Source organism: Actinopolyspora lacussalsi subsp. righensis (genome assembly GCF_900116555.1).
GTDB lineage: Bacteria > Actinomycetota > Actinomycetes > Mycobacteriales > Pseudonocardiaceae > Actinopolyspora > Actinopolyspora lacussalsi.
This window is the reverse complement of the sequence record NZ_FPAT01000008.1, coordinates 136,525-150,411: the sequence shown is the minus strand read 5'-3', so window position 1 is coordinate 150,411 and position 13,887 is coordinate 136,525. Positions and strand designations below refer to the sequence as shown.

Annotated in this window: 12 protein-coding genes; 6 read left to right on the top strand and 6 right to left on the bottom strand. The window is 67.0% G+C overall.

What is annotated here, in order from left to right; all coding sequences use genetic code 11:
- The first annotated feature begins 89 nt into the window (after positions 1-89).
- From recA to BM394_RS15485, 4 genes are all read left to right on the top strand, one after another.
- Positions 90-1,178, top strand: coding sequence for a recombinase RecA (gene recA, locus BM394_RS15500; protein WP_092979217.1), 1,089 nt, complete (start codon positions 90-92; stop codon positions 1,176-1,178).
- 17 nt (positions 1,179-1,195) lie between these two features.
- A complete protein-coding gene (locus tag BM394_RS15495; RefSeq protein WP_245780227.1) occupies positions 1,196-1,852 on the top strand; it encodes a regulatory protein RecX in 657 nt (218 codons plus the stop codon).
- Positions 1,853-3,016: 1,164 nt separating this feature from the next.
- The gene (locus BM394_RS15490; protein ID WP_092979214.1) at positions 3,017-3,697 is read left to right on the top strand and encodes an HAD family hydrolase; all 681 of its coding nucleotides are present in this window, start codon (positions 3,017-3,019) and stop codon (positions 3,695-3,697) included.
- A 90-nt stretch (positions 3,698-3,787) separates the two neighbouring features.
- Positions 3,788-4,843: an ABC transporter substrate-binding protein gene (locus BM394_RS15485; protein ID WP_092979212.1), complete on the top strand. Its 1,056-nt coding sequence runs from the start codon at positions 3,788-3,790 to the stop codon at positions 4,841-4,843.
- Positions 4,844-5,099: 256 nt separating this feature from the next.
- Here the strand turns inward: BM394_RS15485 and eda are convergent, their stop codons facing one another.
- Together eda and edd are read right to left on the bottom strand one after the other, a co-directional pair.
- Positions 5,100-5,723, bottom strand: a complete 624-nt coding sequence (eda, locus tag BM394_RS15480) for a bifunctional 4-hydroxy-2-oxoglutarate aldolase/2-dehydro-3-deoxy-phosphogluconate aldolase (RefSeq protein WP_092979207.1) — start codon at positions 5,721-5,723, stop codon at positions 5,100-5,102.
- Between the two features lie 22 nt (positions 5,724-5,745).
- Positions 5,746-7,617: a phosphogluconate dehydratase gene (gene edd, locus BM394_RS15475; protein WP_092979202.1), complete on the bottom strand. Its 1,872-nt coding sequence runs from the start codon at positions 7,615-7,617 to the stop codon at positions 5,746-5,748.
- A 182-nt stretch (positions 7,618-7,799) separates the two neighbouring features.
- On the opposite strand from edd, the gene BM394_RS15470 reads away from it, so the two are divergent.
- Positions 7,800-8,468, top strand: a complete 669-nt coding sequence (locus tag BM394_RS15470) for a transporter substrate-binding domain-containing protein (protein WP_245780226.1) — start codon at positions 7,800-7,802, stop codon at positions 8,466-8,468.
- 154 nt (positions 8,469-8,622) lie between these two features.
- Here BM394_RS15470 and BM394_RS15465 read toward each other — a convergent pair whose 3' ends face one another.
- From BM394_RS15465 to BM394_RS15450, 4 genes are all read right to left on the bottom strand, one after another.
- On the bottom strand, positions 8,623-9,489 hold the full coding sequence (locus BM394_RS15465) for an amino acid ABC transporter permease (protein WP_092979197.1): 867 nt from the start codon (positions 9,487-9,489) through the stop codon (positions 8,623-8,625).
- Positions 9,486-10,136, bottom strand: a complete 651-nt coding sequence (locus BM394_RS15460) for an amino acid ABC transporter permease (protein WP_092628642.1) — start codon at positions 10,134-10,136, stop codon at positions 9,486-9,488. Before BM394_RS15460 ends, BM394_RS15465 begins: the two co-directional genes overlap by 4 nt.
- Before the next feature lie 68 nt (positions 10,137-10,204).
- Complete coding sequence (locus BM394_RS15455) at positions 10,205-11,092, bottom strand: glutamate ABC transporter substrate-binding protein (protein WP_092979195.1); 888 nt, start codon at positions 11,090-11,092, stop codon at positions 10,205-10,207.
- Between the two features lie 57 nt (positions 11,093-11,149).
- On the bottom strand, positions 11,150-11,878 hold the full coding sequence (locus BM394_RS15450) for an amino acid ABC transporter ATP-binding protein (RefSeq protein ID WP_175496803.1): 729 nt from the start codon (positions 11,876-11,878) through the stop codon (positions 11,150-11,152).
- 516 nt (positions 11,879-12,394) lie between these two features.
- On the opposite strand from BM394_RS15450, the gene miaB reads away from it, so the two are divergent.
- Positions 12,395-13,879, top strand: a complete 1,485-nt coding sequence (gene miaB, locus BM394_RS15445) for a tRNA (N6-isopentenyl adenosine(37)-C2)-methylthiotransferase MiaB (protein ID WP_092979407.1) — start codon at positions 12,395-12,397, stop codon at positions 13,877-13,879.
- The last annotated feature ends 8 nt before the right edge of the window (positions 13,880-13,887 follow it).

The window sequence follows — 13,887 nt, the reverse complement described above, 5'->3', positions numbered from 1 at the left end:
GATCCGTGGACCCGGAGCCGGAATGTCGGCCCTGACCCGTAGCGTCGGCCCTGAGACCACGACCTTCGAACCGACCGAGGTGGACCCCGATGGCAGCAGCATCCGACAAGGGTGGCGACAAGAGCAACGACAAGAGCAACGACAAGAACAAGGCTCTTGAACTGGCCATTGCCCAGATCGACAAGCAGTTCGGCAAGGGATCGGTGATGCGGCTGGGCGAGGACAACCGCCCGGCGGTGGAGGCGATCCCCAGCGGCTCGATCGCGCTGGACGTCGCGCTCGGCATCGGTGGGTTGCCGCGCGGACGCGTGGTCGAGATCTACGGCCCCGAGAGCAGTGGTAAGACCTCGGTCGCCCTGCACGCGGTGGCCAACGCCCAGCGGGGTGGCGGTACGGCCGCGTTCATCGACGCCGAGCACGCCCTGGACCCCGAGTACGCCAAGGCGATCGGTGTGGACACCGACTCGCTGCTGGTTTCCCAGCCCGACACGGGTGAGCAGGCGCTGGAGATCGCCGACATGCTGATCCGCTCCGGTGCGCTGGACATAATCGCCATCGACTCGGTCGCCGCACTGGTGCCCAAGGCCGAGATCGAGGGCGAGATGGGCGACAGTCACGTGGGCCTGCAGGCGCGGTTGATGAGTCAGGCACTGCGCAAGCTGACCTCCGCGCTGTACACCTCGCAGACCACAGCGGTGTTCATCAACCAGCTCCGCGAGAAGGTCGGTGTCATGTTCGGCTCGCCGGAGACCACCACCGGCGGCAAGGCGCTGAAGTTCTACGCCTCGGTGCGGCTGGACGTGCGGCGCATCGAGACGCTCAAGGACGGTTCCGACGCGGTCGGGAACCGCACCAGGGTCAAGGTGGTCAAGAACAAGGTCAGCCCGCCGTTCAAGCAGGCCGAGTTCGACATCATCTACGGGCACGGCATCAGCCGCGAGGGCTCGTTGATCGACATGGGAGTCGAGCACGGCTTCGTGCGCAAGTCCGGCGCCTGGTACACCTACGAGGGCGATCAGCTCGGCCAGGGCAAGGAGAACGCGCGCAAGTTCCTGCGGGACAACCCGGACGTGGCGAACGAGATCGAGAAGCGGATCAAGGAGAAGATGGGCATCGGCTCCGGCGCCGGTGCGGACACCGCCGAGCAGCAGAGCGAACCCGCGCCCGTCGAGTTCTGATCGGAGGAGTGACTTCCTTGGCCGAGACCGAATCCGTCGCGGACGACACCGCGCCTCGTCCCGACGAGGTGTCGACTTCGGATCCGACTTCGTCCGCCGAGATTCCCGAAGCGGTGCCGGGCGACACCGCGGCGGACTCGGGCGACACCACCGGCAAGTCCGCTGACGAGCGAACGGCACGCGAGACCGTCTATCGGTTGCTCGCGGTCCGGGCGCGCAGCCGTGCGGAGCTGCTGCGTGCCCTGTTGCGTGGTGGGGTGGCCCCGGAAACGGCCGAGGACGTGCTCGACAAGTTCGTGGCGGCCGGGTTGGTCGACGACGCCGCCTTCGCCGCGGAGTGGGTACGTGGCCGCCACCGGCAGCGAGGCCTGGGGCGCGGTGCGCTCCGGGAGGAACTCCGAGACAAGGGGATCGAGGAGGAGACCGCCGCCGAGGCGCTGCACGAGGTGGACACCGAGTCCGAGGTGGAACGTGCCCGCGAGCTGGCGCGGCGCAAATCGCGCGGTATGAGTGGTGTCGAGCCGCGAGCCAGGATGCGTCGCCTGCTGGGGATGCTCGCGCGGAAGGGGTACGGTCAGGCGTTGGCCTTCCGAGTGGTGCGGGAGGAAATGGAGGCCACCGAGGCGGGAGAGTCCTTATCGGACGACGAGCCGTGGTTCGAGCCGGAGGACTGATCCGGCCGCACGGGGTCGATCGTCGGTCCGGAGTCGTCGTCCCGCGGCGGGATCGTTGGTGCTGTTCAGCCTGGCGCGCGAGCTTTCCGGGATAGGTTGTTCCGGATGGATCGGGCCAATTTCCAAGTGTTCCGGTTTTCGGAAAAAATTTCGCGTTATCTCACGCGTTCGTAGGAAGGGGATTACCCTTTCAGGGTATGCACGGATTGGCTCGGGATTTGTTGATGTCTTTTCGTGTGAGGGTGAGCGGTCGCTGGGGTTCTGCGGTTCGGGGTGACTCGGTGGCCACTCCGAATTTCTTTCGTGAGGAGATTGGCGTTGCGTTCCAAATTCTTCGTTTCAGCTTTTCTGGCCGCGGCGATGGTGGGTGGTTCCCTGGCTGCTTCCGTTCCTTCCTGGGGTGATTCCTCGGAGAGTTAGGCCACGGCGAAAGCCTGCCGGCTAACAGTGTGGGAACCTTCGCAGAACGGTGCCCGGGTCGGTGGTAGAGGAGGAAGATCCGGTTGCGGAAATGTCGTCGGCTGGCTGGAGGTCCAAGTATGGAAGGACGTCAACAACGGATTCGACGAGAAGATTGGATCTACTAGGTACAGCGATCATCACAACGGTAGTTTCGTGGCTACGGGAAAGTGTCGTGGAGCTTCCGCTTACTACACGGTAGTGGTGACTTCCAAGGGGTACCGCAAGGAATCCGCGCATCCCGCGATGTGCTGAAGTGGTGACTTGGTGACTCCGTTATCACGATTCCGGATTATCACGATTCCGGAGTCACCACGGTGCATCCGTGCTGCTTCCGACACGACTGAAACAGCGGCCATGAAATCCATTTCCGGCCAGGGGTGATCCGTAACGGGTCTTCGGTCGGTTCTGGGCTCCGATCGTCTCGGCGGTGTTCTTCGTCGTGACACTGGCTGTCACCTGGTCATGCTCCACCGGCCTCATCCGAACTGGGCACTGACCTCGGCGCAGTTCCATCAGCGGTTCACCATGGCCGGGCCCACGGCTGGATCGTCGCCACCCGCTGTGCCGCGCTGCTGTCGCGACGACTCGTCAGATCCGTCGCCGCGTGCGAGACCGGGCGCGAGGAACTGCCGAACCGGCAGCGCTTCGCGGCGAGGACTTCGGCGTACGAACGCGGTCGGTGGACAACGATAGGATCCGCCGGTGAGCGTATCGAGTGAGCTGCCGCCGACGCGGCACATCGTCTGGGACTGGAACGGCACACTGCTCGCGGACAACGAGGCCGTGGTGGCCTCGGTCAACGCGGTGTGTGCGGCCTATGACGCCGAACCGGTCGATCTCCCCGGTTGGCGTGCCGTGTTCGGCAGGCCGTTGCGCGACTCCTACGAGCGAGTGCTCGGACGCGAGATCGACCAGCGGGACTGGCGTGCCATCGATCGCATCTACCACGACGCCTACCGGCGGTTGCTGCACACCTGCGAACTCGATCCCGAGGCGCCGCACGCGCTGCGGGAATGGCGGGAGCGGGGTGGCAGCCAGTCGTTGTTGTCCATGTTCTTCCACGACGAGCTGGTGCCGCTGGTGGAGCGTTTCGGGCTGAGTTCGATGTTCGGTCGGATCGACGGGTTGCGCGATTCCGAGGTCGGCGGTTCCAAGGCAGCGTATCTGGACGCGCACCTGCGTTCGTTGCGGCTGGAACCGTCCGAGGCGGTGGTCATCGGCGACGTCACCGACGACGCCCGTGCCGCGGCGGAGGTCGGGGCGGAGTGCGTGTTGGTCAGTACCGGCGTCATGTCGCGTGCGGCGCTGGAAAGCACGGGGCGTCCCGTGGCGGACTCGCTGCGTGCTGCTGTGTCCCGAATCACTCCGATGATGGCGCGGTGAGTCCGCTCGCCGGGGTGGGGTGGTCTTGAACCGGGCATTTCGTTTTGTTTAGGCTAACCTAAACATCGACTTCGGTAGTTGAGGTACGCAATGCCACGCGACAAGTTCGGCCCCACCCGCTCCGATATCAGCCGCAGAGGTCTGCTCGGTGGTGCGGGATTGTTACTGCTCACGGCCTGTGCTCCCGGCAACGGTGGCGGTTCCGGCTCGGGATCCGGTTCCGGTTCGGGTGCCTTCCCGGTAAGCGTCGAGCACAAGCACGGCACCACCGAGATCACCGAGCGCCCCGAGCGTGTCGTCACGGTGGGACTGACCGATCAGGACACCGTTCTCGCGCTCGGTACCGCCCCGGTGGCCACCCGTGAGTGGTTCGGTGGACAGGACGGCGCGCTGTGGCCCTGGGCCCGGGAGAAACTGGGCGATCGCGAGATGCCCGAGGTGCTGGCGCGACAGGAGCTGGAGTTCGAACGGATCGCGGCACTGGAACCGGACGTGATCATCGGGGTCAACTCCGGACTGAAGAAGCAGGAGTACGACAAGCTCTCCGCGATCGCTCCCACGGTCGCCCAGCCCGGTGAGTACGCCGATTACGGTGTGCCCTGGCAGGACATGACCAGGATCATCGGTAAGGCTCTCGGCGAGAGTCGGAAGGCCGATCAACTCGTCACCGACATCGAGGGTGAATTCGAAGCGGCCCGTTCGCGGAATCCGGCGTTCGACGGTGCCACCGGGCTGCTGGCCACATCGATCAGCGGGCAGGCATGGGTCTACGCCGAAGGTCCCGCCCCCAGGCTGTTGCGTTCCCTGGGGCTCCGGCTTCCCCCCGCCACCGAGAAACTGTTCTCCGGTGAGAACCGGGAACCCAAGCAGCTCAGCAAGGAGCGCCTCGGACTGCTCGAAGCCGACGTGCTGCTGCTGGGTGTTTACGGTGCCCCGGAGGACAGCATCGCTCGTAAGCAGGTCTACAAGCAGCTCGACGTCGTCAAGCAGGGCCGGGATATCACCATGCAGCGTCAGACCACGCTCAACGGGGCGGTCTCCTTCTCCAGTCCGCTCAGCCTGCCCATAGCGCTCGACGGTCTGGTGCCGCGCATGGCGGCGGCGATCGATGGCGATCCGAGCACCAAGGTGCAGCCGGTGAAGTGATCCCGGTCCGTTCGGGCTCGGAACGGACACGGCCGGTGCGTGCGGCGGCGCCTCGGGGAACGTGGCCCGCTGGTGGGCAGTGCCCCATGCGCGGGGAGGCGCCCCATGCTCGGGGAAGCGGCCGGCTTCGGGAATCCCGCCCACGCACCGGCGTACATTTCGCGAGAAATCGACGCCCGCGGGGCCGCATCGCCGAACCGGGTGGCGTCAATTTCGCGAGAAATCGACGCCACCCCGTCGACGAGGCCCTCCCGGATCAGCCCAGCGCGACCGCCTGACGTGCCAGCGCCTCGATGTGGCCCCAGTCGCCCTTGGCCAGCGCCTCCTTCGGGGCGAGCCAGGAGCCACCGACACAGCGCACGTTGGGCAGCGCCAGGTAACGCCCGGCGTTGTCCGGGGTGATTCCTCCGGTCGGGCAGAAGGACAGCTCGGGCAGCGGGCTGCTCAGCGACTTGAGGTACGGCACTCCGCCCGCGGGTTCGGCCGGGAAGAACTTCAGCGCCCGCATGCCGCGTTCGGCCAGTCGCAGCGCTTCCGAGACGGTGCTCACTCCCGGCAGCGCGGGCAGTTCGGTGTCGGCCACCTCGTCCAGCAGCCGGTCGGTGGTACCCGGTGTCACCAGGTAACCCGCTCCCGCCCGGGCGGCCTCCTTGGCCTGCCCCGGCTGGGTGATCGTCCCGGCCCCGACCGTGATGCCCTCGACCTCGCCGTTGATCCGCTCGATCGCCTCCAGCGCGACCGGGGTGCGGAGGGTGACTTCGATGGTGCGGATGCCGCCCCGCTGCAGCGCTTGGGCGAGCGGGGCGGCGTGGGTCGCGTCGTCGAGTACGACGACGGGGATGACCGGGCTGATATCGAGGATGTCGGTTGCGGCTCGCATCGTGGAATCCGTTCGTGCTGGCTCAGGCGGAGATTTCGTCGCGGGACTGCTGTTGTGCCTGTGTCTGCTGTTCCGGCGTGGGGAAGACGCTGGCGCCCTGGTCGGCCCTGCCGACCGCCTGCCGGAAGGTGGCGAACAGTTCGCGTCCCGTGCCGAACTGGTGCAGTGCCGTCGGTGCGGCCGGCTCCCGTGCGGCGAGCTCGTCGTCGGGAACGAGCGCCTCCAGGGTGCCCTGTTCGCCGTCGACCCGGAGCACGTCACCGTCGCGGAGTCTCGCCAGCCGGCCCCCCGCGCTGGCCTCGGGAGTCACCTGGATCGCGGAGGGAATCTTGCCGGATGCTCCGGACATGCGCCCGTCGGTGACCAGCGCCACCTGGTAACCCCGGTCCTGCAGCACGCCGAGGCCGGGGCTGAGCCCGTGCAGCTCGGGCATCCCGTTGGCCTGCGGCCCCTGGTTGCGCACGACCACCACGACGTCGCGGTTGAGTTCGTCGGCCTGGAACGCGGCCTTGAACTGCTCCTGGTCGTCGAATATCCGCGCCTGGGCCGTCACGGAACGGTGCTGCTGCTTGACCGCCGAGACCTTCATGACCGAGCGCCCCAGGTTGCCCTCCAGCACTCGCAGGCCGCCCTCGGTGTCGAACGGCTCGGAGACGCCGCGCAACACGCTGGTGTCCAGGCTCCGGGCGGGGCCTTCCCGCCAGATCAGTTCGCCGTCCTCCAGGAAGGGCTGTTGGCGGTAGCGCTCCAACCCGTCACCGGCGACGGTTCGCACGTCCGGGTGCACCAGTCCCGCCTCGAGCAGTTCGGACACCAGGGTCTGCACCCCGCCCGCGGCGGTGAAGTGGTTGATGTCGGCGGAACCGTTGGGGTAGACGCTGCCGAGCAGCGGCACCACCGAGGAAAGGTCGGAGAAGTCGTCCCAGGTCAGCTGGATCCCCGCGGCCGATGCCACGGCGGGCAGGTGCATCGTGTGGTTGGTGGAACCGCCGGTGGCCAGCAGCGCGACGACACCGTTGACGATGGCGCGCTCGTCGATGATCTCCCCGATCGAGGGGGCTTCCTCGGACTTCGCGGCCCGTACCGCGTTTCGGGCCGCCTCCTCGGTCAGTGCCCTGCGCAGCGGTGTTCCCGGCGGCACGAAGGTGGAACCCGGCAGGTGCAGCCCCATCATCTCCACGACGAGCTGGTTGGAGTTCGCCGTGCCGTAGAACGTGCAGGTGCCGGGGGAGTGGTAGGAGGCGGACTCCGCCTCCAGCAGTTCCTCCCGAGTGGCCTTGCCCTCGGCGAACAGCTGCCTGATCCGGCTCTTCTCCCCGTTGGGGAGTCCGGAGGGCATCGGACCGGCCGGTACCAGTGTGATCGGCAGGTGTCCGAAGGTCAGTCCACCGATCAGCAGGCCGGGTACGATCTTGTCGCAGATCCCCAGCAGCAGCGCGGAGTCGAACATCTCGTGCGACAGCGCCACACCGGTCGCCATCGCGATCACGTCCCGGGAGAACATGGAGAGTTCCATCCCGTCACGTCCCTGCGTGATGCCGTCGCACATGGCGGGAACGCCGCCCGCGAACTGCGCGACGCCGCCCTCGTGGCGGGCGGCCTCCTTGATCCAGTCCGGGAACTCCGCGTAGGGCTTGTGCGCGGAGAGCATGTCGTTGTACGCCGAAACGATCGCCACGCCCGGACGCACGAGTCCCTTCACGGACTCGCGATCGGTGCCGCTGATGGCGGCGAAACCGTGGGCGAGGTTGCTGCAGGCCATGTTCGCCCTGGCCGGTTCGGTGCGTTTCGCGGCGCGAATCCGTTCCAGGTATTCGCGGCGCGTCGCGGAGCTGCGCTCGGCGATACGTTCGGTAACTTCGCGGACTACTGGATGCACGCTTGTCGGTGTCACTCATCGCCTCCCGGTGCGTACGGGGGTGCGGTACGGACGGGCGACGACATTGGCGCCTCGATTGGTATGAACCGGTTGCGGACCCTATCCGGTGTTAACCGTGTATCACAACCGATCCAGTCGGCCACGAGCCTACAGCAATGTTCTCCGAGGCAGGTGGACACCGAGTGACGAGCGGGACGATGATTACGTGCATGTGGCTACGAGCGGTACCCCGTGCGGTGCTCGGACTGGTTCTCGTGTCGCTGCTCTCGGCCTGTGCGGCCACCGACGGTGAGCGGGGGGCGGCGGTGCTCCCGCCCGAGCAGCGCAGTGCCGAGCCGTCCGCCGGGACCGGGACCTCGGCGACGACGCCGACCGGGGGCGCGCGGCTGCCGGGCTCGCCCGCCCTCTCCGAGATCCGGCGACGCGGCGAACTGCTCGTGGGCGTGCCCAACGACTCAGCGGACTTCCTGCGCCGGACCGACGGGGAATACCGCGGTTTCGACGTCCGGCTGGCCGGTCTGCTGGCCGAGGGGGTGGGGCTGGATTCCGCGTCCGACGTCGCGTTCCGCAGACTGCCCGCCTCGCTGCGGAGCGGAGCCCTCGCACGCGGCAGCGTGGATGTGCTGCTCGGCGGGTTCGACCGGAAGGCGGACGGAGTGACCGTGGTGGCCCCCTACGTCGTCACCGGCCCCGAGTCACGGCCCGCGGAACGGCTGGTCGGAATCGCCGAGGGCGACGCGAGGTTCCGCGATCGGTTGCGTGCGGTCCTCGACGCCGCGATCGCCGACGGGCGCTGGGCCGAGGCGGCGGACGAGACGCTGCGCGAGAGGCGCCCCGAAGCGCGGGCCCCCGAGCTCTCCGGTTGAAACGTTCGTCGGCGGTCTCCCGCCCCGTGGTTCGTCCGGGGCGGGAGACCGGGCGTATTCCGCCACCTCGCCGGTGCCGCGGAGCGATTGTCGACGGTGGGGCACGTTCGCGGCCGTCGCGATGTGCCCCACCGGTCCTCCGCCCGGAATCGGCTCAGTCCCCGGTGGTGGCGGCGCTTTCCGGCTCCGCGGTCGCCGATGACTTGCGACCACGGCTCAACCTGCGTTCGGTGTACACCGCGAGCTTGCTCAGCGTGTAGTTGATGACGATGAAGATCAACGCGATGAACAGGTACAGCTGGATGGGATTGCCGAGGTTCTCGATGGCCGTCTCGCCCCGCTGCACGAACTCGGGATAGCTGATCGTGAAACCGAGCGAGGTGTCCTTGAGAACCACCACCAGCTGGCTGATCAACGCGGGCAGCATGGCCCGGAACGCCTGCGGCAGCAGCACGTTGAACATGACCTGGCCGCGGCGCATCCCCACGGCGTAGGCCGCCTCGCTCTGCCCCTTGGGCAGCGAGTCGATCCCCGCACGCACGATCTCGGCGATGATCACGCAGTTGTACGCGGTCAGCCCGATGACCAGCGACCACATCACCGGCAGGTCCAGGCCCATCACCGGCAGCGCCTGGTAGGCGAAGAAGATCAGCACGACCACCGGGGTGCCGCGCAGCAGCTCGATCACCCCGACCACGGCCCAGCGGTACCAAGCCGCTGCCGTGACCCTGGTCAGCGCGAGGATCGTGCCGATCACCAGTGAGAACAGGATGGACCAACCGGCCGCCAGCAGGGTGTTGCCCAACCCCTTGCCGAGCAGCGTCCACAGTGGGGTGAAGCTCTCGTTGGTGGGGTCGATCAGCGGACCCCACTTCTCGTAGGTGAACTCACCGCCCTGAGCCAGTCGGTAGATCACCCAGCCGAAGACGGCGAGCAGCACGAGACCGGTGATCACGCTCGCGTATCGGGCGCGGAGCCTGGCACGCGGTCCGGGAGCCTCGTAGAGCACGGAGTCGCTCATCGTGCGATCGCCACCTTCCGTTCCACGTAACCCAGCAGCAGTCCGGCCGGGATGGTGATGATCAGATAGCCCAGCGCCACACCCAGCAACACCGGGATGATCTCCTCGCCCTGAGCGGAGGACTGCCGGATCCCCACCGCGTAGAGATCGCCACCGATTCCGAACGCCCCAGCGATCGCGGAGTTCTTGATCATCGCGATCATCACGCTGCCCAGCGGGGGGATGATGCTGCGCACCGCCTGCGGCAGGATCACCAGCCGCAGGGTCTGCCCGAAGCCGAGGCCCACGGATCGAGCGGCCTCCGCCTGGCCCGGTGAGACGGCGTTGATACCGCTGCGGATCGCCTCGCAGACGAATGCCGAGGTGTACAGCGCGAGTCCGATGGTGCCGAACACGAAGTACGAGGCGTTGATCCCCAGCGCCGGGATGCCGAACGCCATGAAGAACAGCACCACGGCCAGCGGACAGTTCCGGAACACCGTTACCCAGGCGGTGCCGAACGCACGCAGCGGGGTGAGCGGGGCGACGCGACAGCCCGCGATGAACGTGCCCACCACCAGGGTCAGCAGTCCCGCGTAGAGGCAGATCTGCAGCGTCGTGCCCAGCCCCCGCAGATACAGATGATAGTTGTCGATAAGGACTTGCACGTTTCACTCCAGCGAGCTGAAAGGGGGCACCGGGATCGCCGGTGCCCCCTCACACAGACGGATGAGGCTCAGCCGCAGGACTGCAGCTCGGGCAGTTCCGGTGTCTTCTCCGAAACCTGGCCCGCGCTGGAGTTCCAGGCCTCCTGGTAGGTGCCGTTCTCGGCGGCGGTCCGCAGGCTGTCGTTGATGAACTCGCAGAAGTCCACGTCGCCCTTGACGATCCCGACGCCGTAGGGCTCCTCGCTGAAGGTGTTGCCGACCACCTTGAACTGGTTCTCGCTCTCGCTGACCAGACCCATCAGGATCGAGTTGTCCGTGGTGACCGCCTGCGCCTGGCCGTTGCGCAGCGCGTCCGCGCACTTCGAGTAGGTGTCGAACAACACCAGCCGGGAGGAGTCGACGTACTCGCGGATCCGCTCGGAAGGCGTGGAGCCCCTGGCCGAGCACACCTTGGCGTCGCTGTCGCGCAGCGACTCCGGACCGGTGATCGAGTTGTTGTCCTGCTTGACCATCAGGTCCTGACCGGCCTCGTAGTACGGCCCGGCGAAGGTGACCCGCTCGGCGCGTTTGTCGTTGATCGTGTAAGTGGCCACGACCATGTCGACCTTGCCCTGTTCGAGATACAGCTCGCGGTTCTTGCTCGGGGTTTCCTTCCAGTTGATCTTGTCAGCCGGAATGCCGAGCTTGCCCGCGATGATCTCGCCGATGGCGACGTCGAAGCCCTGCATCTCGCCGTTGAGGTTCTCCAGCCCGAACAGTGGCTGGTCCTTCTTGGTCCCGATGGTGATCTCGCCGGAGTCGGCGTATTCGGCCATCGTGGTGCCCTGCTCGAACGAGGGGTTCTCGGCGACGGGGGCGGAGAAGCCCTCTTCGGAGCTCGAGCCGCTGCCACAGGCGCTGAGCAGCAGGCCCGTCGACGCCGCGATCGCCGCGGCGGTCAGCTTGCCGTTACGCATGAATGTCCCTTCCAGTGGTGGTCGTGGAACCGATCGACATCCGGGTGCGAACCGGATCTAGTGAGTGAGGATCTTGCCCAGGAAGTCCTTGGCGCGTTCCGACTCGGGCGAGTCGAAGAAGGTCTCGGGGGAGGTGTCCTCGACGACCTCACCGTCGGCCATGAACAGCACCCGGTGTGCGGCGCGGCGGGCGAATCCCATCTCGTGACTGACCACCAGCATCGTCATGCCCTCTTCGGCGAGCCCCGCCATCACTTCGAGCACCTCGTTGACCATCTCCGGGTCCAGTGCCGAGGTCGGCTCGTCGAAGAGCATCACCTTGGGCCGCATGGCCAGTGCCCGTGCGATCGCCGCGCGCTGTTGTTGCCCGCCGGAGAGCTGCGCGGGGTACTTCTCCGCCTGGTCGGCGATCCCCACCCGGCGCAGCAGCCGCATACCCTCTTCGCGTGCCTCGTCCTTGCCGAGCTTTCGGACCTTGATCGGTCCCAGCGTGACGTTGTCGATGATGCTCTTGTGCGCGAACAGGTTGAACTGCTGAAACACCATTCCGACATCCGCCCTGAGCTCGGCGAGCGCGCGCCCCTCCTCGGGGAGCGGCACTCCGTCGACGGCGACGGCGCCCGAATCGATCGTTTCCAGCCGGTTGAGTACTCGGCAGAGGGTGGACTTGCCCGAACCGGAGGGTCCGAGAACCACCACGACCTGACCACGGGGGATTTCAAGGTTGATGTCCTTGAGCACGTGCAGTGACCCGAAGTACTTGTCGACCGCGGACACCCGGATCATCGGCGTATCCGTGGGAACTTCGGTCATTCGATCTCCAGATCGGTCGGAAATGGCGGACACGATGAAGGCAACCTAAGGCGCATGAAGCCGCTGAGTCCAGCACCGATCGGTCGACTGATGTTGCGACTCGATTACATTCACCGTTTTCGGGGTGTTGTGCGGACGTCGAACGCGTCGACGGGTCGACCCGACACGGACTGTGTCCGAGCCCCGTGGCCGGCAGGTGGCCGGCCCGGCACGGTACGAGGTTCATCCGATGGGTTCGATGCCGGCCGGTTCCAGCGGCCGTGCCGCTTCACCGGTGCCGATACGGCTGCCGGTCGCGGGTCGCGGTGGTTCCTGCCGACCGAGGGCAGAGCGCGTTTCCGAGCTCGCCACCACTGTCCGACGAGCAGGACAGCGAACCCGGTGACCTGGACCGTGACCTCGGCTCGTCCCGGTCGACGCCCTCGGTTTCCGTACCACGAATGAGTGCTTTCCACCAGGGGATATGGTGGGAGCGTGACGGACAAGCGGGTGCCTCAGTCATTCGAAGTGCGCACGTATGGCTGCCAGATGAACGTGCACGACTCCGAGCGGTTGTCCGGGGTGCTGGAAGAGGCCGGTTACGTGCGGGAGGCGGGCGACGACACCGCCGACCTGGTCGTGTTCAACACGTGCGCGGTGCGGGAGAACGCCGACAACCGGCTCTACGGAAACCTCGGACGGTTGCGTGCCGCCAAGCGGGAGAACCCCGGTATGCAGATCGCGGTGGGGGGATGCCTGGCGCAGAAGGACCGCGGCGAGATCGTTCGACGTGCACCCTGGGTGGACGTCGTCTTCGGCACGCACAACCTGGGATCGCTGCCGACGTTGCTCGAACGCGCCAGGCACAACCAGGAAGCCGAAGTGGAGATCCTGGAATCGCTGGACCAGTTCCCCTCCACGCTGCCCGCGCGTCGCGAGTCCGCCTACTCCGGGTGGGTCTCGGTCTCGGTCGGCTGCAACAACACCTGCACCTTCTGCATCGTTCCCTCGCTGCGCGGCAAGGAGAAGGACCGTCGCCCCGGCGACGTGCTGGCCGAGGTGGGCGCGCTCGCCTCCGAGGGGGTTCTCGAGGTCACCCTGCTCGGGCAGAACGTCAACGCCTACGGCGTCGAGTTCGGGGACCGCTACGCCTTCGGGAAGCTGCTGCGCTCCTGCGGCGACATCGAGGGGCTGGAGCGGGTGCGTTTCACCTCACCGCACCCCCGGGACTTCACCGACGACGTCATCGACGCGATGGCCGAAACCCCCAACGTGTGCCCCCAGCTGCACATGCCGCTGCAGTCCGGCTCCGACCGCATGCTCAAGGCGATGCGTCGCTCCTATCGCGCCGAGCGCTTCCTCAACATCGTGCACAAGGTGCGCGAGGCCATGCCGCACGCGGCGATCACCACCGACATCATCGTCGGTTTCCCCGGGGAGACCGAGGAGGACTTCGAAGCGACGCTCGACGTGGTGCGCAGGGCACGATTCGCCAGCGCCTTCACCTTCCAGTACTCCAAGCGTCCCGGCACTCCCGCCGCCGAGATGGACGGACAGCTGCCCAAGGAGGTCGTGCAGCAGCGCTACGACCGATTGATCGAGCTGCAGAACGAGATCTCGCTGGAGGCCAACCAGCAACTGGTGGGAAGCGAGGTCGAGCTGCTGGTCGCCGAGGGCGAGGGGCGCAAGAACGCGCACACCGAGCGTCGCTCGGGCCGCGCCAGGGACGGGCGGCTGGTGCACTTCACACCCGAGGGGGAGACGGACGGGGAGCTCCGTCCCGGTGATCTCGTGCACACCACGATCAGCAGGGCAGCGCCCCACCATCTGCTCGCGGACGGTGGCGTGCACCGACACCGTCGCACCGTGGCCGGTGATCGCTGGGAGGCCGGACAACGTCCCAAGACCTCGGGAGTCGGTCTCGGCCTGCCCTCGTTCGGCGCTCCGAGGGACGCGAGCACCGAGAGCACCGCCGAGCAGGGGTGCGGATGTTGAGCGAGAAT